Genomic DNA, 25,148 nt, shown 5'->3' on the forward strand with positions numbered 1-25,148 from the left:
GTTCATGCAAACGAAAAAAACTGAAATCTGGGTAGGGGTGTTCTTACTGGTGGCGCTGCTGGCGGCGCTGTTTGTCTGCCTGAAGGCGGCGAACGTCACCTCGCTACGCACCGAGCCGACTTATCGCCTTTATGCGACTTTCGATAACATCGGCGGCCTGAAGGCGCGCTCGCCGGTGCGCATCGGCGGCGTGGTAGTGGGGCGGGTAGCGGACATTACGCTCGATCCGAAAACCTATCTGCCACGCGTGGAGCTCGATATCGATGAGCGCTACAACCATATCCCGGATACCAGTTCGTTGGCGATCCGCACCTCTGGCCTGCTGGGCGAGCAGTACCTGGCGCTGAACGTCGGTTTTGAAGACCCGGACCTCGGGACGACTATCCTTAAAGACGGCGGCACTATCCAGGACACCAAGTCCGCCATGGTGCTGGAAGATCTGATTGGTCAGTTCCTTTATAACAGTAAGGGCGGCGACAATCAGAATTCTGGCAATGATAAGGCCGAGGCAGAAGGTCATACTGACGCGACGCCGGCAGCCGGCACGACGCATTAATTTCAGGAGAAATACGATATGTTTAAACGCTTACTCATGGTCGCCATGCTGGTGATTGCCCCGCTGACCGCCGTCCAGGCTGCAGATCAGTCCAATCCGTATAAGCTGATGAATGAAGCGGCGCAGAAAACCTTCGATCGCCTGAAGAATGAACAGCCGAAGATTAAAGCTAATCCTAACTATCTGCGCGACATCGTCGACCAGGAGTTATTGCCGTATGTACAGGTGAAATATGCCGGCGCGCTGGTGCTGGGCCGCTATTACAAAGAAGCGACCCCTGCGCAGCGTGAGGCCTATTTTGCCGCCTTCCGTGAATACCTGAAGCAGGCCTACGGTCAGGCGCTGGCGATGTACCATGGGCAGACTTACCAGATTGCTCCGGAGCAGCCGCTGGGCAGCGCAACCATCGTTCCGATCCGCGTCACTATCATCGACCCGAACGGTCGTCCGCCGGTACGTCTTGACTTCCAGTGGCGTAAAAATACCCAGACCGGCAACTGGCAGGCCTACGATATGATCGCGGAAGGGGTGAGCATGATCACCACCAAACAGAATGAGTGGAGCGATCTGCTGCGCACCAAGGGCGTTGATGGCCTGACCGCGCAGCTGAAAGCGATCTCTGCGCAGCCGATCACCCTGGAACAGAAAAAATAATGAGCGGGCAGCTGAGCTGGACTCGCGAGGGCGAGACGCTGGCGCTGCACGGGGAGCTGGATCAGGATCTGCTGGTCCCGCTCTGGGAGGCGCGCGCCCAGGCGACGGCGGGAACGGCGATCATCGATCTCAGTCAGACCACGCGCGTGGACACCGCGGGCCTGGCGCTGTTAGTGCATTTTATGGCGCTGATTCGCCGTCAGGGCCGGGAAGCGCAGCTGGTCGGCAAGAGCGAAAACCTGCAAACGCTGATCGGTCTTTACAACCTGCCTGCCGATCTGATCTGATAATCTTTTCAGTGCCTTAGCACTGAAGCTATTCCGAAAGCCCTGGCAATCTTTTCGCCGGGGCTTTTTGCTTGTTTAAGACCGCGCCACTTTCCTCTAAGATGTTGGGCTGTTTTCACTATCAGATAAATTTGAGCCCATGGAAAATCATGAAATTCAGACCGTGCTGATGAACGCACTCCCCCTCCAGGAAGTCCACGTCTCTGGCGATGGCAGCCACTTTCAGGTTATTGCTGTGGGTGAGATGTTCGATGGCATGAGTCGGGTGAAAAAGCAGCAGAGCGTCTACGCGCCGCTGATGGAATATATTGCCGACAACCGCATCCATGCGCTGTCGATCAAGGCCTTTACTCCGCAGGAGTGGGCGCGAGACCGCAAACTCAATGGCTTCTAAGCTGTGGGGGATCCCCTGCAGCGTATGTGAATTTTTAATAGAGAACAGAATCAATGGATAAATTCCGTGTTCAGGGGCCGACTCGCCTTCAGGGTGAAGTCACCATCTCCGGGGCAAAAAACGCCGCCCTGCCAATCCTCTTTTCCGCGCTGCTTGCCGAAGAGCCGGTAGAGATCCAAAACGTACCTAAGCTGAAAGACATCGATACCACCATGAAGCTGCTGAGCCAGCTGGGCGCGAAGGTCGAGCGCAATGGTTCGGTATGGATTGACGCCGGCCCGGTCGATGTATTCTGTGCTCCGTACGATCTGGTGAAAACCATGCGCGCCTCTATCTGGGCGCTGGGCCCGTTGGTGGCACGTTTCGGTCAGGGGCAAGTTTCTCTGCCTGGCGGCTGCGCTATCGGCGCGCGTCCGGTCGATCTGCATATTAGCGGTCTGGAGCAGCTGGGCGCCGAGATCAAACTGGAAGAAGGTTATGTCAAAGCCTCGGTCAGCGGTCGCCTGAAAGGCGCGCATATTGTGATGGATAAGGTGAGCGTCGGCGCCACCGTAACCATCATGAGCGCAGCGACGCTTGCGGAGGGAACGACGATTATTGAAAACGCCGCTCGCGAGCCGGAGATTGTCGATACCGCCAACTTCCTGAACGCGCTGGGCGCAAAAATCACAGGCCAGGGTAGCGATCGCATTACCATCGAAGGCGTGCAGCGCCTGGGCGGCGGCGTCTACCGTGTGCTGCCTGACCGTATTGAAACCGGGACTTTCCTGGTGGCCGCGGCGATTTCCGGCGGCAAGATCCTCTGCCGTAACGCGCAGCCGGATACCCTGGATGCCGTACTGGCGAAGCTGCGCGACGCCGGGGCTGACATCGAAACGGGCGAAGACTGGATCAGCCTCGATATGCACGGCAACCGTCCGAAAGCGGTCAACGTGCGTACCGCGCCGCACCCGGGCTTCCCGACCGATATGCAGGCCCAGTTCACGCTGCTTAACCTGGTAGCGGAAGGGACCGGCGTGATCACCGAAACGATCTTTGAAAACCGCTTCATGCACATTCCGGAGCTGATCCGTATGGGCGCGCACGCGGAGATCGAGAGCAATACCGCTATCTGTCACGGCGTGAAGCAGCTTTCTGGCGCGCAGGTGATGGCGACCGATTTGCGCGCGTCGGCGAGCCTGGTGCTGGCCGGCTGTATCGCTGAAGGGACCACCATCGTCGATCGCATCTATCATATCGATCGCGGCTATGAGCGTATCGAAGATAAACTGCAGGCCTTGGGCGCCAATATTCAACGCGTGAAGGGCGAGTAACCGCGTCCTGACAGCGCCCCGGGACGTTGTTCCGGGGCGCTGTCGAGCAATCACATCACTTGTCGATCTTCTTCTGACGCATCATCTGCGTTCTGTCGATAAACTCATGAGTCACCGGGTCGTGGTAGCGTGACGGCCAGATGACCCACGGCTGCGTTTCCAGCGCTGTGGCGATAATCAATTCGCCTTTCGGCCAGGGGCGGGTCAGGGCGTTCGCCAGCGTTGAAGAACTTAGTCCGTGCCGTCGCGACTCTGCCGCCAGCGATGTTCCCCGTTTACGTAATCCCGCAACAATATCTGCGGGATGCCAGTCGATGAACTTATCCATAAATTCTCCTGGTGTTAAAGGTCCAGATCGTCCCACATGGGCGATAGAGACACTATACCCGCGTACTATGTAGGGTTCTAACAAGTTCTGTTAAAGCGCCGGAATATTCAGAATCTATCAAGATATTCGGAAGTTTAGGGAGAGAAATGACATTTTACTGGAACTTTCCCGCGCGTCGCGCGGGAAAGGAGGGGGGATTAATGATCGCGCTGGACTGCAATATGCGCCAGCCCAATCAAGGCTTCGCGCCAGGGCGTGTCCGGGAGGATCTGCAGCGCGGCAATGGCTTTGTCAGCTTCTTCTTCGGCACGCTTCTGCGTCCATTCCAGCGAACCGCAGGTCGCCATCGTTTCCAGCACAGCATCCAGTAGATGGCGGCCGTTGCCTTGCTCGATCGCACCGCGGATCATCGCTGATTGATCGGGTGTGCCATGGTGCATGGCGTGCAGCAGCGGTAGCGTGGGTTTACCTTCGTTCAGGTCGTCACCGACGTTTTTACCGAGCCGCTCGCCGTCAGAGCTATAATCGAGTAAATCGTCGATTAGCTGGAAAGCGGTGCCGAGATAGCGGCCATAATCCTGCAACGCGCGCTCTTCTTCCGCAGTGCAGTCGGCCAGCAGTCCCGCACACTGCGAGGCTGCTTCAAACAGGCGCGCCGTCTTGCTGTAGATAACGCGCATGTAGTTCTCTTCGGTGATATCCGGGTCATTGACGTTCATCAGCTGCAGCACTTCTCCTTCGGCAATGACGTTCACCGCTTCCGACATGACCTCAAGGATCTTCAGCGAGCCCAGCTGGGTCATCATCTGAAAGGCGCGGGTATAGATAAAATCGCCGACCAGCACGCTGGCGGCATTGCCAAACGCCGCATTGGCCGTGGCTTTGCCGCGACGCATATCAGACTCATCGACGACGTCGTCATGCAGCAGGGTGGCGGTATGAATAAATTCAATCAGCGCGGCAATGGTGACATGCGCGCTCCCCTGATAGCCCACCGCGCGTGCGGCGAGCACAGCAATCATCGGGCGAATGCGTTTGCCGCCGCCGCTGACGATGTAATAGCCTAACTGATTGATAAGCTGAACATCGGAGTTGAGTTGCTCAAGAATCGTCGCATTGACACCCGCCATATCTTGCGCGGTTAACTCATTGATTTTTTCTAAATTCATCGCAAAAGCCGGGCCAAATGTCCTGTTACCATGAATCCAGGTGGGATCACAGAAGGATTAAGACAGAATTAAAAGAAGATATGATTGTACTGAAAAATTGCCGTAGATAAACGTTGTCGTGAAAGTTGTGTTTTTTTTCTGCATTGATCGCTAATCGCTCTTGTCAAAGGCTCGCGTTTTGCGTAATATTCGCGCCCTATTGTGAATATTTATAGCGCACTCTGAATCACATAAAGAGGTGCGCGGAAGCGGAGTTTTATATGTACGCGGTTTTCCAAAGTGGTGGTAAACAACACCGAGTAAGCGAAGGTCAGACCGTTCGCCTGGAAAAGCTGGACATCGCAACTGGCGAAGCTGTTGAATTCGCTGAAGTGCTGATGATCGCAAACGGTGAAGAAATCAAGATCGGCGTTCCTTTCGTTGAGGGCGGCGTAATCAAAGCTGAAGTTGTTGCTCACGGTCGTGGCGAGAAAGTTAAAATCGTTAAGTTTCGTCGTCGTAAACACTATCGTAAGCAGCAGGGCCATCGTCAGTGGTTCACTGATGTGAAAATCACTGGCATCAGCGCCTAAGACCTGAGGAGTAGATTTAAATGGCACATAAAAAGGCTGGCGGCTCGACTCGTAACGGTCGCGATTCAGAAGCTAAACGTCTGGGCGTAAAACGTTTCGGCGGTGAAGCAGTTCTGGCAGGTAGCATCATCGTTCGTCAACGTGGTACTAAATTCCACGCTGGTACCAACGTTGGTTGCGGCCGTGACCACACTCTGTTCGCTTTGACTGACGGTAAAGTCAAGTTCGAAGTTAAAGGCCCGAAAAACCGTAAATTCATCAGCATCGTTGCTGAATAAGTTTTTCGCGTCCCGGTAACGGATGAAAGCCCCGCAACACGTTGCGGGGCTTTTTACATTCGTCTACCGGAAAATTTTTGCAGGGAAACAGGCATGAAGCAGCAGGCTGGGATTGGCATTATTCTGGCGCTTACCACCGCAATGTGTTGGGGAGCGTTGCCGATTGCAATGAAACAGGTTCTCGAGGTGATGGCGCCGCCTACGGTGGTCTTTTATCGCTTCCTGATGGCCAGCATTGGGCTTGGCGCGATCCTCGCGATCAAAGGCAAACTGCCGCCGATGCGAATTTTTCGCAAGCCGCGCTGGCTGGTGTTATTAGCGATTGCCACCGGCGGTCTGTTCGGTAACTTCATCCTGTTTAGTTCTTCCCTGCAATACCTCAGCCCCACGGCTTCTCAGGTCATCGGCCAGCTATCGCCGGTGGGGATGATGGTGGCTAGTGTCGTAATTCTGAAAGAGCGCATGCGCGGCACCCAGGTGGTGGGCGCGTTGATGCTGCTCAGCGGGCTGGTGATGTTCTTCAATACCAGTCTGATTGAAATCTTTACCCGCCTGACGGACTACACGTGGGGGGTAATTTTCGGCGTTGCTGCCGCTACGGTGTGGGTAAGCTACGGCGTCGCGCAAAAGGTGTTATTGCGCCGTCTGGCATCACAGCAGATACTATTTTTGCTGTACACTTTGTGTACGATTGCATTACTGCCGCTTGCTGAGCCCGGAGTGATTTCCCGGTTAAGCAGCTGGCAACTGGCATGCCTGATTTTTTGCGGGCTGAATACCCTGGTCGGCTACGGGGCGCTGGCGGAAGCCATGGCGCGCTGGCAGGCGGCGCAGGTCAGCGCGTTAATCACCTTGACGCCACTGTTTACGCTACTGTTTTCTGATTTATTATCAATGGCCTGGCCCGATGTTTTCGCCAGACCGATGTTAAACCTGATTGGTTATCTCGGTGCGTTTGTCGTGGTTGCGGGCGCGATGTATTCCGCCATCGGTCATCGTCTTTGGGGACGTTGGCGTAAGCGAGAGGCGGTAGTACCGCTGCCCCGCTCAGGCGAATGATTTACGGAGAGTAAAATGAAGTTTGTAGATGAAGCAACGATCCTGGTCGTAGCAGGTGACGGCGGCAATGGTTGCGTAAGCTTCCGCCGCGAAAAGTATATTCCGAAAGGCGGTCCGGACGGCGGCGATGGCGGCGATGGCGGCGATGTCTGGCTGGAAGCGGACGAGAACCTGAATACCCTGATCGACTACCGTTTTGAAAAATCGTTCCGCGCCGAACGTGGGCAGAATGGTCAAAGCCGCGACTGTACCGGTAAGCGCGGTAAAGACGTGACGGTAAAAGTGCCGGTCGGCACCCGGGTTATCGATCAGGGCACCGGCGAGACCATGGGCGATATGACCAAACACGGTCAGCGTCTGATGGTGGCGAAAGGCGGCTGGCACGGTTTGGGCAACACCCGTTTCAAATCATCCGTTAACCGTACGCCGCGTCAGAAAACCATGGGTACCCCGGGTGATAAACGCGACCTGCAGCTGGAGCTGATGCTGTTGGCCGATGTCGGGATGCTGGGCATGCCGAACGCCGGCAAATCCACCTTCATCCGTGCGGTCTCCGCCGCCAAGCCGAAAGTGGCTGACTATCCGTTTACCACCCTGGTGCCAAGCCTGGGCGTGGTGCGTATGGACAATGAAAAGAGCTTCGTAGTTGCCGATATCCCGGGGCTGATTGAAGGCGCAGCGGAAGGGGCAGGCCTCGGTATCCGCTTCCTCAAGCACCTCGAGCGCTGCCGCGTACTGCTGCACCTCATCGATATCGATCCGATCGACGGCTCCGATCCGGTTGAGAATGCGCGCATCATCATCGGCGAGCTGGAGAAATACAGTGAGAAGCTAGCCTCCAAACCACGCTGGTTAGTTTTCAACAAGATTGACCTGATGGACAAGGCCGAAGCCGAAGCCAAAGCCAAAGCGATTGCCGAAGCGCTGGGTTGGGAAGAGAAATTCTACCTGATCTCCGCGGCCAGCCAGCAGGGCGTGAAAGAGCTATGCTGGGACGTGATGACCTTCATCATCGAAAACCCGATCGTGCAGGCGGAAGAAGAGCAGAAGCCGGAGAAAGTCGAGTTTATGTGGGACGACTATCACCGTCAGCAGCTTGAAGAGGCCGAAGCCGAAGCAGAAGATGACGAAGACTGGGATGACGACTGGGATGAGGACGACGAAGAAGGCGTCGAATTCATCTACAAACGCTAATCCTGACTTCTCTGGATCAAAAAGGGCCGCATCTGATGCGGCCCTTTTGTTTTAATTGTTCTGGTACAAATCTTTATACAAGCGGCTTTCAAAGCGGACCAGTGGGATGCGGCGATTGCGCTGAGCAGCTGGCTCCACGGCGTAGCCGGAGAGATATTGCACGAAGGCCACCTTTTGTCCGCTGGCGGTAGTGATGAAGCCTGCGAGGTTATAAACCCCCTGGAGCGACCCGGTTTTCGCCGAAACTTTACCATCGACGCCCGCCTGATGAAGACCGGCGCGATACTGCAGCGATCCGTCATGGCCCGCCAGCGGCAGCATGGAGATGAAGTTGAGCTCGGTATCGTGCTGGGCGATATACTGCAGCACCTGCATCATGGTCGCCGGGGCGATCAGGTTGTGGCGCGACAGGCCAGAGCCGTCGGCGATGATAGTGTTGCCGAGATCGACCCCAGCCTGTTGACGCAGGATCTGCCGTACGGCATCGGAGCCCGCCCGCCAGGTGCCAGGTACGCCGAACCGGGCGTGGCCGATGGTGCGAAAGACGGTGTCGGCAATCATGTTGTCTGACTTCTTCAGCATGATCCGCAGCAGATCGTGCAGCGGAGCCGACTGGCTGGTTGCCAGCACGGTGCCGGGCTCATTGGCCAGCGTCTGGCGCAGCAGCGTGCCGCTGTAGGTGATCCCCGCCTGGGCCAGCTCGGCTTTGAGGATCGCTCCGGCATAGCTGGCGCCATCCTGAATGGCGAAGGCCAGAGGCAGCGGCTCGCTACGCTGCGGCAGGCAGCCGGTGAGAGTATAGCGATTGAGATCGCCCGGCACCACGTCGAGCTCGCAATACTGCGCTTCCGATGAGCCACGCGCCAGCGTTCGCACCTGGCTGAACATGGTGACCGGATAATAGGATGCAACGCGAATGAAGGCGACATCGCCCGGTTTCTGCGCGCTATACAGCGAGACAGAGAAGCAGTTACGGTCGACAATCGCCGCCGCCGGCGGGGCGCTGAAGCACTGCGTCAGGTCGTTCCACGGCCAGCCGGGCGCTTTGTCATGGCTGGCGAAGACCGAGGTATCGATGAGCACATTGCCTTCGATACGCTGCACGCCGGCTTTTTTCAGCGTCGCCACCATATTGCGAATATCCTGCCGTTTAAGCGTCGGATCGCCGCCGAAGCGCGCAATCAGGTCGCCTTTCAGCACGCCGCCGTCAAGGGAACCTTTGGTTTCCAGCGTGGTGGTAAAGCGAAAATCGGGCCCCAGTTGCAGCAGCGCCGCCAGCGCGGTGATGACCTTTTGCGTACTGGCCGGGAGCGCCATTTGCTGGCTGTGATAGTCGATTTCCGGCGTCGATGCGCCGACCTTTTGCGCCATAAAGGCAAGGTTCGCACCGGCGGGAAGCTGGTTGATGTACTCGTCAATATTCGCCGCCTGAGCGCTAAGCGCTATACCGGCGGTCAATCCGATGATAAATCTGGGAAATCGCATAATCTCGCGCTAACAACCTGAAGCCAGGCCGTCATACTACGGTGCAACGCCCAGTAAAGTAAACGATGACCCATAATGAACTTCGGGGTAAAATACCCATCAAATGAAAAATTGCTGCTGACCTGGGGAGTGTTTCCCGGGTCGGTTTCTTTTTGCTCGTGTCCTGCCCGTGGGCAGGACAGGTGGCGGAGCGGAGCTATCCGTTCCCTGAAGGAATGATAAAGAGGTATAACTAATGCAAGCGATTCCGATGACCTTACGTGGCGCTGAAAAACTGCGCGAAGAACTGGATTATCTGAAGTCTGTGCGTCGTCCTGAAATCATTGCCGCTATTGCTGAGGCCCGTGAACACGGCGATCTGAAAGAGAATGCCGAGTATCACGCCGCGCGTGAGCAGCAGGGTTTCTGCGAAGGGCGTATCAAGGATATCGAAGCGAAGCTGTCTAACGCGCAGGTTATCGATATCACCAAAATGCCGAACAACGGCCGGGTGATTTTTGGTTCTACCGTCAGCGTGCTGAACCTCGATACCGACGAGGAACAGACCTACCGCATCGTGGGCGATGACGAAGCTGATTTTAAGCAGAATCTGATCTCCGTGAACTCGCCGATCGCCCGCGGTCTGATCGGCAAAGAGCAGGATGACGTCGTGACTATCCGTACCCCGGGTGGGGAAGTGGAATACGAAATTACCAAGGTTGAATACCTGTAAGGCGTATTTCCCGCTACGATGTTTATAGATTGTAAAGAAAGGAAAAAGGCCGCATAGCGGCCTTTTATCAACGTCAGGAGCATGGCATTTTGCTCGCCTGGCCGCAGAAATCCCTCGTTTTACACAAAGTTGTGTCGAGATTCAGGATATTCTTAGCGTGGCAGCGAGATTTTACGCTCTGGCGTTGGGCGGTACAGAACCAGCGTTTTACCGATGACCTGTACGTTACAGGCGCCGGTTTCGCGTACGATGGCTTCCACGATCAAGGCTTTTGTTTCGCGATCTTCTGAGGCGATCTTCACCTTGATGAGTTCATGGTGCCCTAACGCTTGTTCGATCTCGGCCAGTACCCCTTCGGTCAAACCATTGTTGCCAAGCATAACTACCGGCTTGAGCGGATGTGCCAGACCTTTCAGGTGCTGTTTTTGTTTAGTACTCAGATTCATCGTATTTTTTTGCTTACGTTGGGATTGAAAACGGGTCATTCTACCGCCATCTCCCATATATCGCCAAACTACCGCGTCGATTTTTACGCAGTAAAGTACGATGAACCCGAACGGGAATGTTAAATGACAGGTAAAAAGCGTTCTGCCAGCTCAAGCCGCTGGCTTCAGGAACACTTTAGCGATAAATATGTTCAACAGGCACAGAAAAAGGGGTTACGTTCCCGTGCCTGGTTTAAACTTGATGAAATACAGCAAAGTGACAAAATTTTTAAGCCGGGGATGACGGTAGTCGACCTCGGTGCTGCTCCCGGTGGCTGGTCGCAGTATGCGGTCACGCAGATCGGCAACAGCGGCCGCATCATCGCTTGCGATCTTTTACCAATGGATCCAATCGTTGGTGTGGACTTCCTTCAGGGCGATTTTCGTGATGAATTAGTCCTGAAAGCGTTACTTGAGCGAGTGGGCGACAGTAAAGTCCAAGTTGTCATGTCCGATATGGCGCCGAATATGTGCGGAACACCGGCGGTGGATATTCCCCGGGCTATGTATCTGGTAGAACTGGCGCTTGAAATGTCTCGTGATGTATTAGCGCCAGGTGGTAGTTTTGTAGTGAAGGTGTTCCAGGGCGAAGGCTTCGATGAGTATCTTCGAGAAATTCGCTCCCTGTTTACGAAGGTCAAAGTTCGTAAGCCGGACTCTTCCCGCGCTCGTTCGCGTGAAGTGTATATTGTAGCGACCGGGCGTAAACCATAACCGGCAGATTTCAAACGAAAGTTTGAAAGAAACTGGATATAGAGTATCCTGACGCTGTTTTTAACACAGTTGTAATAAGAGGTTAATCCCTTGAGTGACATGGCGAAAAACCTAATACTCTGGCTGGTCATTGCCGTTGTGCTGATGTCAGTATTCCAGAGCTTTGGGCCCAGCGAGTCGAATGGCCGCAAGGTGGATTATTCTACCTTCCTGCAAGAGGTCAATCAGGACCAGGTTCGCGAAGCGCGTATCAACGGACGTGAGATCAACGTTACCAAGAAAGATAGTAACCGTTACACGACTTACATTCCGGTTAACGATCCGAAGCTGCTCGATAACCTGTTGACTAAAAACGTCAAAGTTGTTGGCGAACCACCAGAAGAGCCGAGCCTGCTGGCTTCCATCTTCATCTCCTGGTTCCCAATGCTGCTGCTGATCGGCGTCTGGATCTTCTTTATGCGGCAAATGCAGGGCGGCGGCGGGAAGGGCGCGATGTCCTTCGGCAAAAGCAAAGCCCGTATGTTGACGGAAGACCAGATCAAAACCACTTTTGCAGACGTTGCCGGGTGTGACGAAGCGAAAGAGGAAGTCGGCGAGCTGGTAGAATACCTGCGTGAGCCGAGCCGTTTCCAGAAACTGGGCGGTAAAATCCCGAAAGGCGTCCTGATGGTCGGCCCTCCGGGTACCGGTAAAACGCTGCTGGCGAAAGCGATCGCTGGTGAAGCGAAGGTTCCGTTCTTTACCATTTCCGGTTCTGACTTCGTCGAAATGTTCGTCGGTGTGGGCGCTTCTCGTGTGCGTGACATGTTCGAACAGGCTAAGAAAGCCGCGCCTTGCATCATCTTCATCGATGAAATCGACGCCGTCGGCCGCCAGCGTGGCGCAGGCCTGGGCGGTGGTCACGATGAACGTGAGCAGACCCTGAACCAGATGCTGGTTGAGATGGACGGCTTCGAAGGTAACGAAGGTATCATCGTTATCGCGGCGACTAACCGTCCGGACGTTCTTGACCCCGCGCTGTTGCGTCCGGGCCGTTTTGACCGCCAGGTGGTGGTTGGCCTGCCGGATGTTCGCGGTCGTGAGCAGATCCTGAAAGTGCATATGCGTCGCGTTCCGCTGGCGCCGGATATCGATGCGGCAATCATTGCGCGCGGTACCCCGGGCTTCTCCGGTGCGGATCTGGCCAACCTGGTCAACGAAGCGGCGCTGTTTGCTGCCCGCGGCAACAAACGCGTTGTGTCGATGGTTGAGTTCGAGAAAGCGAAAGACAAAATCATGATGGGTGCGGAACGTCGCTCCATGGTGATGACGGAAGCGCAGAAAGAGTCTACTGCTTATCATGAAGCGGGCCACGCGATTATTGGTCGCCTGGTGCCGGAGCACGATCCGGTGCACAAAGTGACGATTATCCCGCGCGGTCGTGCGCTGGGTGTGACCTTCTTCCTGCCGGAAGGCGATGCAATCAGCGCCAGCCGTCAGAAACTGGAAAGCCAGATCTCCACCCTGTACGGCGGTCGTCTGGCGGAAGAGATTATCTACGGTCCGGAACATGTTTCTACCGGTGCGTCCAACGATATTAAAGTGGCGACGAACCTGGCGCGTAACATGGTGACCCAGTGGGGCTTCTCCGACAAACTCGGTCCGCTGCTGTATGCGGAAGAAGAGGGTGAAGTCTTCCTCGGCCGTAGCGTCGCGAAAGCGAAGCATATGTCCGATGAAACCGCGCGTATCATCGACCAGGAAGTGAAATCGCTGATTGAGCGTAACTACGGTCGTGCTCGCCAGCTGCTGAACGACAACATGGACATTCTGCACGCGATGAAAGATGCGCTCATGAAGTATGAGACCATCGATGCGCCGCAGATTGACGACCTGATGGCTCGTCGCGAAGTTCGTCCGCCAGCGGGTTGGGAAGAACCTGGTTCTTCTAACAACTCTGACAACAATGGCACGCCTCGTGCGCCGCGTCCGGTTGATGAACCGCGTACGCCGAACCCGGGCAACACCATGTCAGAGCAGCTGGGCGACAAGTAAGCTACCGCTGTTGATGCTTGTTTAACCTTAAAACCCCGGGCGTCCGCTCCGGGGTTTTTCTTTTTTAACCTCTTCAGTCTCAGGGATTTTGTGATGAAACTTGTAGCCCAGGGCTCAACCCTCGATCTCTCTCACCCCCACGTGATGGGTATTCTAAATGTGACGCCTGACTCCTTCTCCGATGGCGGCGCCCATAATTCGCTGATTGAGGCGGTGAAGCATGCCAATCTGATGATCAACGCCGGCGCGACCATCATTGATATCGGCGGTGAATCGACGCGGCCAGGGGCGGCTGAGGTTAGTGTGGAAGAGGAGCTTGCGCGGGTGATACCGGTGGTTGAAGCCATTGCCCAGCGCTTTGAGGTATGGATCTCAGTGGATACCTCCAAGGCGGAGGTTATTCGCCAATCGGCCAGGGCCGGGGCGCATATCATCAACGATATTCGTTCGCTGACCGAGCCCGGCGCGCTGCAGGCCGCCGCGGAAACTGGACTACCGGTGTGTCTGATGCATATGCAGGGACAACCAAAAACCATGCAGGAGGCGCCGAAGTATGAGGACGTCTTCGCCGATGTTGAGCGTTTTTTTAATGAGCACATTGTGCGCTGCGAACAGGCGGGGATCGCAAAAGAAAAATTGCTGCTCGACCCGGGATTCGGTTTCGGTAAAAATCTCTCCCACAATTACCAACTGTTGGCCAGGCTTGGGGAGTTTCATCACTTTGGTCTGCCGCTGCTGGTCGGTATGTCACGTAAGTCGATGGTAGGTCAGTTGCTGAACGTCGGGCCGTCGGAGCGGCTGAACGGCAGCCTGGCCTGTGCCGTCATTGCAGCAATGCAGGGCGCGCAGATTATCCGCGTCCATGATGTCAAAGAAACGGTAGAAGCGCTGCGCGTGGTGGAAGCCACCCTCGCCGCTAAGGGAAAAAAACGTTATGAGTAACCGCAAGTATTTTGGCACCGATGGTATTCGTGGCCGCGTCGGCGATGCGCCGATCACTCCGGAGTTTGTGCTCAAGCTGGGCTGGGCGGCGGGCAAAGTGTTAGCGCGTCACGGTTCGCGTAAAATTATCATCGGCAAGGATACCCGTATTTCGGGCTATATGCTGGAATCGGCGCTGGAAGCTGGACTGGCGGCAGCGGGGCTCTCTGCGTCGTTCACCGGGCCTATGCCGACACCGGCCATCGCCTACCTGACGCGCGCCTTCCGCGCCGAGGCGGGGATTGTTATCTCTGCTTCACATAACCCTTTCTACGACAATGGCATTAAATTCTTCTCCATTGAGGGCACCAAGCTGCCGGATGATGTCGAAGAGGCGATTGAAGCCGAAATGGAGAAAGAGCTCACCTGCGTGGATTCGGCTGAGCTGGGCAAAGCCAGCCGTATCGTTGATGCGGCGGGGCGCTACATTGAATTTTGTAAGGGTACCTTTCCCAACGAACTGAGCCTGGGCACGCTGAAAGTGGTGGTGGATTGCGCGCACGGCGCGACCTATCACATCGCCCCTAATGTCTTCCGCGAGCTGGGAGCCCAGGTTATCGCGATGGGCTGCGAGCCAGACGGTCTCAACATCAACGAAGAGGTCGGCGCCACTGACGTGCGGGCGCTGCAGGCGCGCGTGCTGGCGGAAAAAGCCGATCTGGGTATTGCCTACGACGGCGATGGCGATCGGGTGATTATGGTTGACCACGAAGGCAATAAAGTCGATGGCGACCAGATCCTCTATATCATAGCCCGGGAAGGATTGCGTCAGGGGCAGCTGCGCGGCGGCGCCGTCGGCACGCTGATGAGTAATATGGGGCTGGAGCTGGCGCTCAAGCAGTTAGGCATCCCGTTTGCCCGCGCGAAGGTCGGTGACCGCTATGTACTGGAGATGCTCCAGGAAAAAGGCTGGCGCATCGGTGCGGAAAACTCCGGCCATGTGATCCTGCTGGATAAAACCACCACCGGCGATGGCATTGTTGCCAGCCTGCAGGTGGTCGCGGCGATGGTCCGCAACCACATGAGCCTGCATGACCTGTGCAGCGGGATGAAAATGTTCCCTCAGCTGCTGGTGAATGTCCGCTTTACCGAGGGCAGCGGTAACCCGCTGGAGAATGAGCACGTCAAAGCGGTGACCGCGGAAGTGGAGGCGGCGTTAGGAAAACGCGGCCGTGTCCTGCTGCGTAAATCGGGTACGGAGCCGCTGATCCGCGTGATGGTGGAAGGCGAGCATGAAGATCAGGTGCACGAGTTTGCGCACCGCATCGCTGAGGCGGTAAAAAGCGTTTAGCTTTGCCGGCTAAGTGGTTAAAAAGGCGGCGCTTGCCGCCTTTTTTATGATCGAAAATTGGCTTTTTGCTGTTTTTTTCTGCAGTTGATACAATGTGTCGAAATTGCCCTTGCGAAGGTCATTCGCTTTGGTTAGTATTCACACCCGCTTCAGTGGGAAACGTTAAAACGTCCCGCTTTATTGGTCGAAGCACTTGGTATGCGGCGAATCCGCAAGGAACAGGTTGATTATGTACGAAGCTCTTTTGGTTGTTTTCCTTATTGTAGCGATTGGCCTTGTAGGTCTGGTTATGCTGCAGCAAGGTAAAGGCGCTGATATGGGAGCCTCCTTCGGTGCAGGCGCTTCCGGCACACTGTTTGGGTCCAGCGGTTCTGGCAACTTTATGACCCGTATGACCGGCATCCTGGCTGCGCTGTTCTTCATCATCAGTCTGGCGCTGGGTAATATCAACAGCAACAAGACCAGTAAAGGAAGTGAGTGGGATAATCTGAGCGCGCCGAAAACGGAGCAAACTCAGCCAACTGCGCCGGCTCAGCCGACCAGCGATATCCCGCACTAAGTATTCTGTACCGAGGTGGTGGAATTGGTAGACACGCTACCTTGAGGTGGTAGTGCCCTAACGGGCTTGTGGGTTCGAGTCCCATCCTCGGTACCAATATTCCAGAAAAAAGACGCTGAAAAGCGTCTTTTTTTGTTTTTGTCCCCGCTGGACATTTATTTATAAACATCTCTTCGCTGGTTGCCTCCTTTTACTGTCGTTAAAGTCGCCTCGTCAAATTAACAGAGGTGAAGTGACACAATGAACAAGATCGGGTTGCTTATCGTCGCCGGCGTACTCGGTTTAGCTGGGTGCAGTTCAACATCGCCCTCCCAAACGGTGGAGACGATTAATGCGCTAACCGTACCGGTATCGCCCAGTGAGTCTGGGACTACAGCGAATCATGCCCAGGCGGTGAGGCGCTATTTCCAGGACAATACGGCACTGATTAGTCGCCTTAACCATTCGTTGAAAAGTCATTATCTGCAGGACGTGGAGCGCCGCGATGTGTTCGACAGACACAGCGAGGCGTATAAAGTGTATGGCGCCCTGACCCGCCTGGAGCAGATGGCGTCCATGAATGAGGTTTACCGCAAAGAGAATAATGTTGCGGGCCTACAAGAGATCAACCGCGTACTGAAAAGCGTGCCGCTGACCAGCTGAGAATGAAGCAGGGACTGCTGACCGGCAATCCCTGTGAAGAGTTAAAAGCGGAAGTTAACCCCGGCGTAAGCGCCGTCGGCCAGCGTGTTATCGCGATTGCCATCTTTCCCTGCCATATCAATATAGCGATAGCCAGCTTCGATATTCAGAGACGGGAGCACGTTAAGGCGTACCCCGGCATTGGCCTCCACATAATCCTCAACGCCGCTGGACATTGAGTCCGGTGAGTAATAGCCCTCGCCGAAAAGCGTGAAATACTGACCAAGGGGGAGTTCAGCGCCACCACCGGCAGCGATGGCGTAACCTTCATCACCATCTTTTGGATTCAGATAGACCGCCTTACCGCCCAGGGTCATCAGAAAAGGGCCAAGGTTAAAGTTATAACCCATTCCCAGTCCTACACTATCTCCGTCGTTGTCGCTATGGGCCCACTGAGAACTGAACGTCATACCCGGTTCCCCGGCACCAAAGCTGGCGGACAGATTGGTAAACTCGGCGCCAGCTTCTCCATGCAGGTTAACGGCTGCGCAAGCAGCGCTGCTGGCTCCCAAAGCGATCGTTACGGCAACCATTTTTGCAGCAATAGACTTCATTATTAAATTCCTTCAGATAAAAAAAAGCCCGATATGGGCGTTCGGGCATAATTAACGGGTTCGTGCATCTCATTGTTATGGTCGCGGCAGGCGAGGAGGCAACTCTCGCTACCGCCGCACACGTCTGGCCGATTTCCGCTGGCATATCCTGAGCCGGTGCAGGCCCGGCGGTTAACGCCGTTTGTGGTCGTCTGCTGGCGAACTCAGGAATAGATTGTCTTCCGGGAAACCCAGGCGCTTAGCATAAAATTTTTGTTCTTTTAGCGGTAACGGTTATTGGTTTAAATTTAAACATCTTCCCCGCTGCAGCAAATAACAATAAATGATAGGAGGAGTGCGGGTCAGAATTTTTCAGGAAGTGAGACGATATTTTGTAAATAACCGCCGCGGGCAAAGGCAATATAACCGCCTTTCTTTATTGCTGACAATACATTGAGAATACTGCTACGCGACAGAAGGGTCCTGTCCTGAATATACTCAAGAATAGATACTCGCTGTCGGGTCTCTTCGCTTAATAGCATCATCTCCAGCAAATGGTTACGGATGACCGAATAGGTACGCTGCTGCAGGACCAGATCGTCACGATACACCATATACGAGGTATGATAAGCCAACAGGCTGGTCACCTCTTCCCACAGGTTATGCTGACGAAAAAGCGCCGAAGCCAGGTCATAGTCGATCCGTAGCAGTTCGCATGATACCTCGGCTCGCAGGCTGTGGCTGCGGCTGGGCTGCAGCATTTCCGCCACGCCGAAAAGATGCGGCTCATAGACGGTCACCATCAGTAGCCTGTCGGAATTACGAATAATCGACAGCTCGCCTTTTTTAAAAATAAAGAGCTGGGTTTTGCCTTTATATTCCCATGTCAGTCTTTTTCTGGCGATCGCGTTAACGGGGGTCGCGTGTGGCTCAAGTACATCGATCAGTCGGTCAATGGTCTTTTGCGGCCTGATCGGCGGTTTAATATTCATGATGTGTATCACCAGATATGAATTAATCAATTGAGGCTATTATAGTCAACAGTTTTGCTGGTCTGGCGATAAGGAAAAAATGCGTCATGGCATTTTTTTTACGTTGGTGGGTCATTCAAAATAAAAAGCCGGCGGTGAGCCGCCGGCGGAAAGCAACATTGTCAGGCGATTATTTGCCTTTGTTTTCCAGATTTTCAACCTGCGGTAAACCGGTTGCCGAGGAGGCGCTCAGCAGGCCAGACTGGGCATAGCCGAACAGCTTCTCGCGGGTATCGGTGATGTCCAGATTACGCATGGTCAGCTGGCCGATACGGTCTTCGGCAGTAAACATGGAATCGCCTTTTTCCATGGTCAGACGCTCCGCTTTATAGGTCAGGTTGTCTGATACCGTATTAAGGATCGAGTAGTCGTTACCGCGACGCAGTTCGAGGGTGACTTCGCCGGTGATCTGGCTGGCGACCCAGCGCTGCAGCGAATCACGCAGCATCAGCGCCTGGGAATCAAACCAGCGGCCCTGATACAGCAGGCGGCCCAACTGGCGACCGTGGGCGTGATATTGCTCAATCGTATCTTCGTTATGGATACCGGTCAGCAAACGCTCGTAGGCAATATGCAGGAGCGCCATCCCCGGAGCTTCATAAATGCCGCGGCTTTTCGCTTCGATAATCCGGTTTTCAATCTGGTCGCTCATGCCCAGGCAGTGACGACCGCCGATGCGGTTGGCTTCCAGCATCATCTCGACGTCATCGGCAAAGGTTTTACCATTCAGCGCCACCGGATGGCCCTGCTCAAAGCGTACGGTGACCTCTTCCGCAGGGATCTTCACGTTTTCGTCCCAGAACTTCACGCCCATAATCGGGTTGACGATCTTGACGCTGGAGTTCAGGAATTCGAGATCTTTCGCTTCATGGGTCGCGCCGAGCATATTGGAGTCGGTGGAGTAGGCTTTCTCGACCGACATCTTGTAATCAAAGCCGCAGGCGATCATAAATTCGGACATTTCGTGACGACCGCCGAGCTCATTGATAAAGTCGCTGTCCAGCCACGGTTTGTAAATCTGCAGTTCAGCGTTGGTCAGCAGGCCGTAACGATAGAAACGTTCGATATCGTTGCCTTTATAGGTGCTGCCATCGCCCCAAATGTTAACGCCGTCTTCTTTCATCGCCGCCACCAGCATGGTGCCGGTGACCGCGCGGCCTAGCGGCGTGGTGTTGAAGTAGGTCAACCCACCGGTGGTGTTATGGAAAGCGCCACACTGAATCGCGGCGATCCCTTCTGCGACCAGCTGTTTGCGGCAGTCGATCAGACGGGCGCCTTCAGCGCCGTACTCTTTCGCGCGGCGCGGGATAGCATCGTAGTCGTCTTCGTCCGGTTGACCCAGGTTAGCGGTATATGCATAAGGCACGGCGCCTTTTTTGCGCATCCATAACAGCGCGGCGCTGGTATCCAGTCCACCAGAGAAAGCGATACCAATACGTTGACCAACCGGGAGATGCTTGAGAATCGTCGTCATAAAATAAAACCCTGCTCGATAGACTGTGGTGAGTTCGACCCAACAACCTTAACTGCATTTTTATGCATTAATTGTGAGTATTCATTTAACCATCTTTTACTGGCGACAGGAAGTGCTTCATCATCTTTTTGCTAAAAAAGCCTGAAATACCAGCACAAACGGCAATCGGGGGCGCTAAAAAGCATGTTGACAAAATATACTAATCGCCGTTACAATTCATCTCGATTTTATGTCCCGTCTTCGGTACCAAATCCCAGCAGTATTTGCGTCTTTTGCTCATAAAGAGTAAAATATGCCACGTTTCAGGCGCGGGGTGGAGCAGCCTGGTAGCTCGTCGGGCTCATAACCCGAAGGTCGTCGGTTCAAATCCGGCCCCCGCAACCTCTTTCCCATTAAGTACTTTTTCAAATATACTGTGAGGACTAGGTGTCCTTCGTAGCCGAATTTGAAAGAATTCTTGCGGAAGGTGTTCCAGATCGCCATGGCGATCTCAGGGTTCAGTTATCTAAAGCCCCGATTTATCGGGGTTTTTTGTTATCTGACTTCAGAATAACTGGGCTATACGCCCTTTTTTTATGTCTTGGGGGTGGGTTTGTCCACATTAGAGCAAAAATTGACAGAGATGCTCACTGCGCCGGTTGAAGCGCTTGGCTTTGAGCTGGTCGGCATCGAATTTATTCGCGGTCGCACATCCACACTGCGCATCTATATTGATAGTGAAGATGGCATCAACGTTGATGATTGTGCTGATGTGAGCCACCAGGTAAGCGCCGTCATGGATGTCGAAGACCCGATCACTGTCGCTTACAACCTGGAAGTCTCTTCGCCTGGTCTTGACCGTCCGATGTTCACCGCCGAACACTATCAACGTTTCACCGGCGAAGAAGTTGCGCTGGTGCTGCGCATGGCGGTTCAGAACCGCCGCAAATGGCAGGGCATTATCAAAGCGGTAGACGGTGAGATGATCACGGTAACCGTCGAAGGCAAAGATGAAGTGTTCGCGCTGAGTAACATCCAGAAGGCGAACCTGGTTCCCCACTTTTAACAGTCTGGATTGAGGTGAAAGGCCCCGATGAACAAAGAAATTTTGGCTGTTGTTGAAGCCGTTTCCAACGAAAAAGCGCTGCCGCGTGAGAAAATTTTCGAAGCGCTGGAAAGCGCGCTGGCAACGGCCACCAAGAAAAAATACGAACAAGAGATCGACGTTCGCGTTGAAATCGACCGCAAGAGCGGCGATTTCGATACCTTCCGTCGTTGGCTGGTTGTAGAAGAAGTCACCCAGCCGACGCGCGAGATCACGCTGGAAGCAGCGCGTTTCGAAGATGAAAGCATGAACGTCGGCGACTATGTCGAAGATCAGATCGAATCTGTTACCTTCGACCGTATCACCACCCAGACCGCTAAGCAGGTTATCGTGCAGAAAGTCCGCGAAGCCGAGCGCGCGATGGTGGTCGATCAGTTCCGCGAGCACGAAGGTGAGATCATCACCGGCGTGGTGAAAAAAGTGAACCGCGACAATATCACACTGGATCTGGGTAACAACGCTGAAGCCGTGATCCTGCGTGAAGATATGCTGCCGCGTGAAAACTTCCGTCCGGGCGACCGCATTCGCGGCGTACTGTACGCTGTCCGTCCGGAAGCGCGTGGCGCCCAGCTGTTCGTCACCCGTTCCAAACCTGAGATGCTGATCGAACTGTTCCGCATCGAAGTGCCGGAAATCGGTGAAGAAGTGCTGGAGATCAAAGCGGCGGCTCGCGATCCGGGCTCTCGTGCCAAAATCGCGGTGAAAACCAACGACAAGCGCATCGACCCGGTTGGCGCTTGCGTCGGTATGCGCGGTGCGCGTGTGCAGGCCGTGTCGACTGAGCTGGGTGGTGAACGCATCGATATCGTCCTGTGGGATGATAACCCGGCGCAGTTCGTGATTAACGCTATGGCGCCGGCAGACGTCGCGTCCATCGTGGTGGATGAAGATAAACACACCATGGATATCGCGGTAGAAGCGGGCAACCTGGCGCAGGCGATCGGCCGTAACGGTCAGAACGTCCGCCTGGCTTCACAGCTCAGCGGCTGGGAACTCAACGTCATGACCGTTGACGATCTGCAGGCTAAGCACCAGGCGGAAGCGCATGCCGCTATCGATACCTTCACCAAATATCTTGATATTGATGAAGATTTCGCGACAGTGCTGGTTGAAGAAGGCTTCTCCTCGCTGGAAGAGCTGGCCTATGTGCCGATGAAAGAACTGCTGGAAATCGACGGTCTGGATGAAGCCACCGTTGAAGCACTTCGTGAGCGTGCGAAAAACGCACTGACTACGCTGGCGCTGGCTCAGGAAGAAAGCCTGGGAGATAACAAACCTGCCGATGATCTGTTGAATCTCGAAGGTCTGGATCGTGCCCTGGCATTCAAACTGGCTGCCCGTGGTGTTTGTACGCTGGAAGATCTCGCCGAGCAGGGCGTTGATGACCTGGCTGATATCGAAGGGATGACCGACGAGAAAGCTGGCGAGCTCATCATGGCCGCTCGCAACATTTGTTGGTTCGGCGACGAAGCGTAATAAACTGTAGCAGGAAGGAACAGCATGACAGATGTGACTATTAAAGCGCTGGCCTCAGAGATTCAGACCTCTGTGGATCGCCTGATACAGCAATTTGCTGACGCAGGCATCCGCAAATCGGCTGATGATTCTGTGACCTCGCAAGAGAAACAAACTTTGTTGACGCACCTGAACCGTGAACACGGCTCGGCGCCAGACAAGCTGACGTTACAGCGTAAGACGCGCAGTACGTTGAATATTCCAGGTACCGGTGGAAAGAGTAAATCGGTACAAATCGAAGTCCGCAAGAAACGCACCTTTGTGAAACGCGATCCGCAAGAGGCTGAACGCCTGGCCGCGGAAGAGCAGGCGCAGCGTGAAGCGGAAGAGCAGGCCCGTCGTGAAGCTGAAGAAGCAGCGAAACGCGAGGCGCAATTAAAAGCTGAACGTGAGGCCGCAGAACAAGCTAAACGTGAAGTCGCTGATAAAGCGAAACGTGAAGCTGCGGAAAAAGACAAAGTGAGCAATCAACATACCGACGAAATGACCAAAACCGCCCAGGCTGAAAAGATCCGTCGCGAGAACGAAGCCGCGGAATTGAAGCGCAAATCGGAAGAAGAAGCACGCCGCAAACTTGAAGAAGAAGCGCGCCGTGTAGCGGAAGAAGCACGCCGTATGGCTGAAGAAAACGAAAAAAATTGGTCTGAAACCTCAGACAGCCCGGAAGATAGCAGCGACTATCACGTCACCACATCACAGCATGCTCGTCAGGCTGAAGATGATAACGATCGTGAAGTCGAAGGCGGTCGCGGCCGTAGCCGTAGCAGCAAAGCGGCTCGTCCGGCGAAGAAAGGCAACAAACACGCTGAATCGAAAGCTGATCGTGAAGAAGCCCGCGCGGCCGTTCGCGGCGGTAAAGGCGGTAAGCACCGTAAAGGTTCCGCTCTGCAGCAGGGCTTCCAGAAGCCAGCGCAGGCCGTTAACCGTGACGTCGTAATCGGCGAAACCATCACCGTTGGCGAACTGGCTAACAAGATGGCGGTGAAAGGTTCTCAGGTCATCAAAGCGATGATGAAGCTGGGCGCCATGGCGACCATCAACCAGGTCATCGACCAGGAAACCGCACAGCTGGTTGCCGAAGAGATGGGCCACAAAGTTATCCTGCGTCGTGAAAACGAACTGGAAGAAGCCGTAATGAGCGACCGTGACACCGGCGCGGCGGCTGAACCGCGCGCACCGGTCGTGACCATTATGGGTCACGTTGACCACGGTAAAACCTCGCTGCTGGACTACATTCGTTCTACCAAGGTTGCCTCCGGCGAAGCGGGTGGTATTACCCAGCACATCGGTGCTTACCACGTCGAAACCGACAACGGCATGATCACCTTCCTGGATACCCCGGGCCACGCCGCGTTTACCTCCATGCGTGCTCGTGGCGCGCAGGCGACGGATATCGTGGTTCTGGTGGTGGCGGCAGACGACGGCGTGATGCCGCAGACTATCGAAGCTATCCAGCACGCTAAAGCGGCGCAGGTACCGGTGGTAGTGGCGGTGAACAAGATCGATAAGCCAGAAGCCGATCCGGATCGCGTGAAGAACGAACTGTCCCAGTACGGCATCCTGCCGGAAGAGTGGGGCGGCGAGAGCCAGTTCGTCCACGTTTCCGCGAAAGCGGGTACCGGCATCGACGACCTGCTGGACGCGATCCTGCTGCAGGCTGAAGTTCTTGAGCTGAAAGCGGTCCGCAACGGTATGGCGAGCGGCGCGGTCATCGAATCCTTCCTTGATAAAGGTCGTGGTCCGGTAGCTACCGTTCTGGTTCGCGAAGGTACTCTGCACAAGGGCGACATTGTTCTGTGCGGCTTCGAATATGGCCGTGTGCGCGCGATGCGTGACGAACTGGGTCGCGAAGTGCTGGAAGCGGGTCCGTCCATTCCGGTGGAAATCCTCGGCCTGTCCGGTGTGCCGGCTGCCGGTGATGAAGTGACCGTAGTGCGTGACGAGAAAAAAGCGCGTGAAGTGGCGCTGTATCGTCAGGGCAAATTCCGTGAAGTTAAGCTGGCGCGTCAGCAGAAATCTAAACTGGAAAACATGTTCGCTAACATGACCGAAGGCGAAGTTCACGAAGTGAACATCGTACTGAAAGCGGACGTACAGGGTTCTGTCGAAGCGATTTCCGATTCCTTACTGAAACTGTCTACCGACGAAGTGAAAGTGAAGATCATCGGTTCCGGCGTAGGTGGTATCACCGAAACCGACGCTACCCTGGCAGCAGCATCCAACGCGATTCTGGTTGGCTTCAACGTTCGTGCCGATGCCTCTGCGCGTAAAGTTATCGAAGCGGAAAGCCTGGATCTGCGTTACTACTCCGTCATCTATAACCTGATCGACGAAGTGAAAGCGGCGATGAGCGGCATGCTGTCTCCGGAACTGAAACAGCAGATCATCGGTCTGGCTGAAGTGCGTGATGTCTTCAAATCGCCGAAATTCGGCGCCATCGCGGGCTGTATGGTTACCGAAGGGACGATCAAACGTCACAACCCAATCCGCGTTCTGCGTGACAACGTGGTTATCTATGAAGGCGAGCTGGAATCCCTGCGCCGCTTCAAAGATGACGTTAACGAAGTCCGTAACGGCATGGAATGTGGTATCGGTGTGAAGAACTACAACGACGTTCGCGTTGGCGATATGATCGAAGTGTTCGAAATCATCGAAATCCAGCGTAGCATCGATTAATCATTTGATGGCTAAGCAGCCGGGGAAGCGAAGCGCCACCCGGCAATCATTTTAAAAAGGGGCTTTTGGCCCCTTTTTTGTCTTTATTC

Annotated in this window: 26 protein-coding genes and 2 tRNA genes; 21 read left to right on the top strand and 7 right to left on the bottom strand. The window is 54.8% G+C overall.

Features of this window, described 5'->3' with window-relative positions:
* The first annotated feature begins 4 nt into the window (after positions 1 to 4).
* The 5 genes from mlaD (at position 5) to murA (ending at position 3,204) form a co-directional block, all read left to right on the top strand.
* A complete protein-coding gene (gene mlaD, locus AB1E37_RS02555) occupies positions 5 to 556 on the top strand; it encodes an outer membrane lipid asymmetry maintenance protein MlaD (RefSeq protein WP_002918387.1) in 552 nt (183 codons plus the stop codon).
* A gap of 18 nt (positions 557 to 574) precedes the next feature.
* Positions 575 to 1,210 (top strand): phospholipid-binding protein MlaC, encoded by a 636-nt coding sequence (mlaC, locus tag AB1E37_RS02560; RefSeq protein ID WP_002918386.1) that lies wholly within the window; start codon positions 575 to 577, stop codon positions 1,208 to 1,210.
* Positions 1,210 to 1,497 (top strand): lipid asymmetry maintenance protein MlaB, encoded by a 288-nt coding sequence (gene mlaB, locus AB1E37_RS02565; protein WP_004185850.1) that lies wholly within the window; start codon positions 1,210 to 1,212, stop codon positions 1,495 to 1,497. Before mlaC ends, mlaB begins: the two co-directional genes overlap by 1 nt.
* A gap of 139 nt (positions 1,498 to 1,636) precedes the next feature.
* Positions 1,637 to 1,891, top strand: a complete 255-nt coding sequence (ibaG, locus tag AB1E37_RS02570) for a BolA family iron metabolism protein IbaG (RefSeq protein ID WP_004144910.1) — start codon at positions 1,637 to 1,639, stop codon at positions 1,889 to 1,891.
* Positions 1,892 to 1,944: 53 nt separating this feature from the next.
* Positions 1,945 to 3,204: a UDP-N-acetylglucosamine 1-carboxyvinyltransferase gene (murA, locus tag AB1E37_RS02575; protein ID WP_002918382.1), complete on the top strand. Its 1,260-nt coding sequence runs from the start codon at positions 1,945 to 1,947 to the stop codon at positions 3,202 to 3,204.
* Positions 3,205 to 3,259: 55 nt separating this feature from the next.
* Here murA and sfsB read toward each other — a convergent pair whose 3' ends face one another.
* On the bottom strand, positions 3,260 to 3,532 hold the full coding sequence (gene sfsB, locus AB1E37_RS02580; protein ID WP_002918381.1) for a DNA-binding transcriptional regulator SfsB: 273 nt from the start codon (positions 3,530 to 3,532) through the stop codon (positions 3,260 to 3,262).
* 197 nt (positions 3,533 to 3,729) lie between these two features.
* Entirely contained in the window at positions 3,730 to 4,701 is a 972-nt protein-coding gene (gene ispB / locus AB1E37_RS02585; protein WP_004144907.1) for an octaprenyl diphosphate synthase, read from the bottom strand.
* A 260-nt stretch (positions 4,702 to 4,961) separates the two neighbouring features.
* On the opposite strand from ispB, the gene rplU reads away from it, so the two are divergent.
* The 4 genes from rplU to cgtA all read left to right on the top strand — a co-directional run bounded on the left by rplU (position 4,962) and on the right by cgtA (position 7,804).
* The gene (rplU, locus tag AB1E37_RS02590; RefSeq protein WP_002918379.1) at positions 4,962 to 5,273 is read left to right on the top strand and encodes a 50S ribosomal protein L21; all 312 of its coding nucleotides are present in this window, start codon (positions 4,962 to 4,964) and stop codon (positions 5,271 to 5,273) included.
* A gap of 20 nt (positions 5,274 to 5,293) precedes the next feature.
* The gene (gene rpmA, locus AB1E37_RS02595) at positions 5,294 to 5,551 is read left to right on the top strand and encodes a 50S ribosomal protein L27 (RefSeq protein WP_002434222.1); all 258 of its coding nucleotides are present in this window, start codon (positions 5,294 to 5,296) and stop codon (positions 5,549 to 5,551) included.
* Positions 5,552 to 5,644: 93 nt separating this feature from the next.
* The gene (locus tag AB1E37_RS02600; RefSeq protein WP_004149938.1) at positions 5,645 to 6,610 is read left to right on the top strand and encodes a DMT family transporter; all 966 of its coding nucleotides are present in this window, start codon (positions 5,645 to 5,647) and stop codon (positions 6,608 to 6,610) included.
* Between the two features lie 15 nt (positions 6,611 to 6,625).
* A complete protein-coding gene (gene cgtA / locus AB1E37_RS02605) occupies positions 6,626 to 7,804 on the top strand; it encodes an Obg family GTPase CgtA (protein ID WP_002918377.1) in 1,179 nt (392 codons plus the stop codon).
* A gap of 51 nt (positions 7,805 to 7,855) precedes the next feature.
* Here the strand turns inward: cgtA and dacB are convergent, their stop codons facing one another.
* The gene (gene dacB, locus AB1E37_RS02610) at positions 7,856 to 9,289 is read right to left on the bottom strand and encodes a serine-type D-Ala-D-Ala carboxypeptidase (protein WP_032448148.1); all 1,434 of its coding nucleotides are present in this window, start codon (positions 9,287 to 9,289) and stop codon (positions 7,856 to 7,858) included.
* 235 nt (positions 9,290 to 9,524) lie between these two features.
* On the opposite strand from dacB, the gene greA reads away from it, so the two are divergent.
* The gene (greA, locus tag AB1E37_RS02615) at positions 9,525 to 10,001 is read left to right on the top strand and encodes a transcription elongation factor GreA (protein WP_002918375.1); all 477 of its coding nucleotides are present in this window, start codon (positions 9,525 to 9,527) and stop codon (positions 9,999 to 10,001) included.
* Between the two features lie 152 nt (positions 10,002 to 10,153).
* On the opposite strand, the gene yhbY is transcribed toward greA, so the two are convergent.
* Entirely contained in the window at positions 10,154 to 10,447 is a 294-nt protein-coding gene (yhbY, locus tag AB1E37_RS02620; RefSeq protein ID WP_002918374.1) for a ribosome assembly RNA-binding protein YhbY, read from the bottom strand.
* 123 nt (positions 10,448 to 10,570) lie between these two features.
* Here yhbY and rlmE point away from each other — a divergent pair, with 123 nt between their 5' ends.
* From rlmE to AB1E37_RS02655, 7 genes are all read left to right on the top strand, one after another.
* Entirely contained in the window at positions 10,571 to 11,200 is a 630-nt protein-coding gene (gene rlmE / locus AB1E37_RS02625; protein ID WP_002918373.1) for a 23S rRNA (uridine(2552)-2'-O)-methyltransferase RlmE, read from the top strand.
* Between the two features lie 99 nt (positions 11,201 to 11,299).
* Positions 11,300 to 13,234 (top strand): ATP-dependent zinc metalloprotease FtsH, encoded by a 1,935-nt coding sequence (ftsH, locus tag AB1E37_RS02630; RefSeq protein WP_002918372.1) that lies wholly within the window; start codon positions 11,300 to 11,302, stop codon positions 13,232 to 13,234.
* Positions 13,235 to 13,327: 93 nt separating this feature from the next.
* Complete coding sequence (gene folP, locus AB1E37_RS02635; protein WP_002918371.1) at positions 13,328 to 14,176, top strand: dihydropteroate synthase; 849 nt, start codon at positions 13,328 to 13,330, stop codon at positions 14,174 to 14,176.
* Positions 14,169 to 15,506: a phosphoglucosamine mutase gene (glmM, locus tag AB1E37_RS02640; RefSeq protein ID WP_002918370.1), complete on the top strand. Its 1,338-nt coding sequence runs from the start codon at positions 14,169 to 14,171 to the stop codon at positions 15,504 to 15,506. Before folP ends, glmM begins: the two co-directional genes overlap by 8 nt.
* A 229-nt stretch (positions 15,507 to 15,735) precedes the next feature.
* A complete protein-coding gene (gene secG / locus AB1E37_RS02645; RefSeq protein WP_002918369.1) occupies positions 15,736 to 16,065 on the top strand; it encodes a preprotein translocase subunit SecG in 330 nt (109 codons plus the stop codon).
* Between the two features lie 9 nt (positions 16,066 to 16,074).
* Positions 16,075 to 16,161 (top strand) — tRNA-Leu (locus tag AB1E37_RS02650).
* Positions 16,162 to 16,458: 297 nt separating this feature from the next.
* Positions 16,459 to 16,707 (top strand): hypothetical protein, encoded by a 249-nt coding sequence (locus AB1E37_RS02655; RefSeq protein WP_014906872.1) that lies wholly within the window; start codon positions 16,459 to 16,461, stop codon positions 16,705 to 16,707.
* A gap of 41 nt (positions 16,708 to 16,748) precedes the next feature.
* On the opposite strand, the gene AB1E37_RS02660 is transcribed toward AB1E37_RS02655, so the two are convergent.
* The 3 genes from AB1E37_RS02660 to argG all read right to left on the bottom strand — a co-directional run bounded on the left by AB1E37_RS02660 (position 16,749) and on the right by argG (position 19,784).
* Positions 16,749 to 17,300: a YfaZ family outer membrane protein gene (locus AB1E37_RS02660; RefSeq protein ID WP_002918367.1), complete on the bottom strand. Its 552-nt coding sequence runs from the start codon at positions 17,298 to 17,300 to the stop codon at positions 16,749 to 16,751.
* Positions 17,301 to 17,641: 341 nt separating this feature from the next.
* Positions 17,642 to 18,271: a winged helix-turn-helix transcriptional regulator gene (locus AB1E37_RS02665; RefSeq protein WP_032448146.1), complete on the bottom strand. Its 630-nt coding sequence runs from the start codon at positions 18,269 to 18,271 to the stop codon at positions 17,642 to 17,644.
* A 169-nt stretch (positions 18,272 to 18,440) separates the two neighbouring features.
* A complete protein-coding gene (argG, locus tag AB1E37_RS02670) occupies positions 18,441 to 19,784 on the bottom strand; it encodes an argininosuccinate synthase (RefSeq protein WP_032448144.1) in 1,344 nt (447 codons plus the stop codon).
* A gap of 307 nt (positions 19,785 to 20,091) precedes the next feature.
* Here argG and AB1E37_RS02675 point away from each other — a divergent pair.
* From AB1E37_RS02675 to infB, 4 genes are all read left to right on the top strand, one after another.
* A tRNA-Met gene (locus tag AB1E37_RS02675) sits at positions 20,092 to 20,165 on the top strand.
* Between the two features lie 211 nt (positions 20,166 to 20,376).
* Positions 20,377 to 20,829 carry a ribosome maturation factor RimP gene (gene rimP / locus AB1E37_RS02680; protein ID WP_002918364.1) on the top strand — a complete coding sequence of 151 codons (453 nt, stop codon included), beginning with the start codon at positions 20,377 to 20,379 and terminating at the stop codon, positions 20,827 to 20,829.
* Positions 20,830 to 20,856: 27 nt separating this feature from the next.
* Complete coding sequence (gene nusA / locus AB1E37_RS02685; protein ID WP_002918252.1) at positions 20,857 to 22,344, top strand: transcription termination factor NusA; 1,488 nt, start codon at positions 20,857 to 20,859, stop codon at positions 22,342 to 22,344.
* Positions 22,345 to 22,368: 24 nt separating this feature from the next.
* Complete coding sequence (gene infB, locus AB1E37_RS02690; protein ID WP_002918250.1) at positions 22,369 to 25,059, top strand: translation initiation factor IF-2; 2,691 nt, start codon at positions 22,369 to 22,371, stop codon at positions 25,057 to 25,059.
* Positions 25,060 to 25,148 lie beyond the last annotated feature (89 nt).

The sequence above is a fragment of the Klebsiella sp. Shm-1 genome, from assembly GCF_040804525.1.
Lineage (GTDB): Bacteria > Pseudomonadota > Gammaproteobacteria > Enterobacterales > Enterobacteriaceae > Klebsiella > Klebsiella pneumoniae.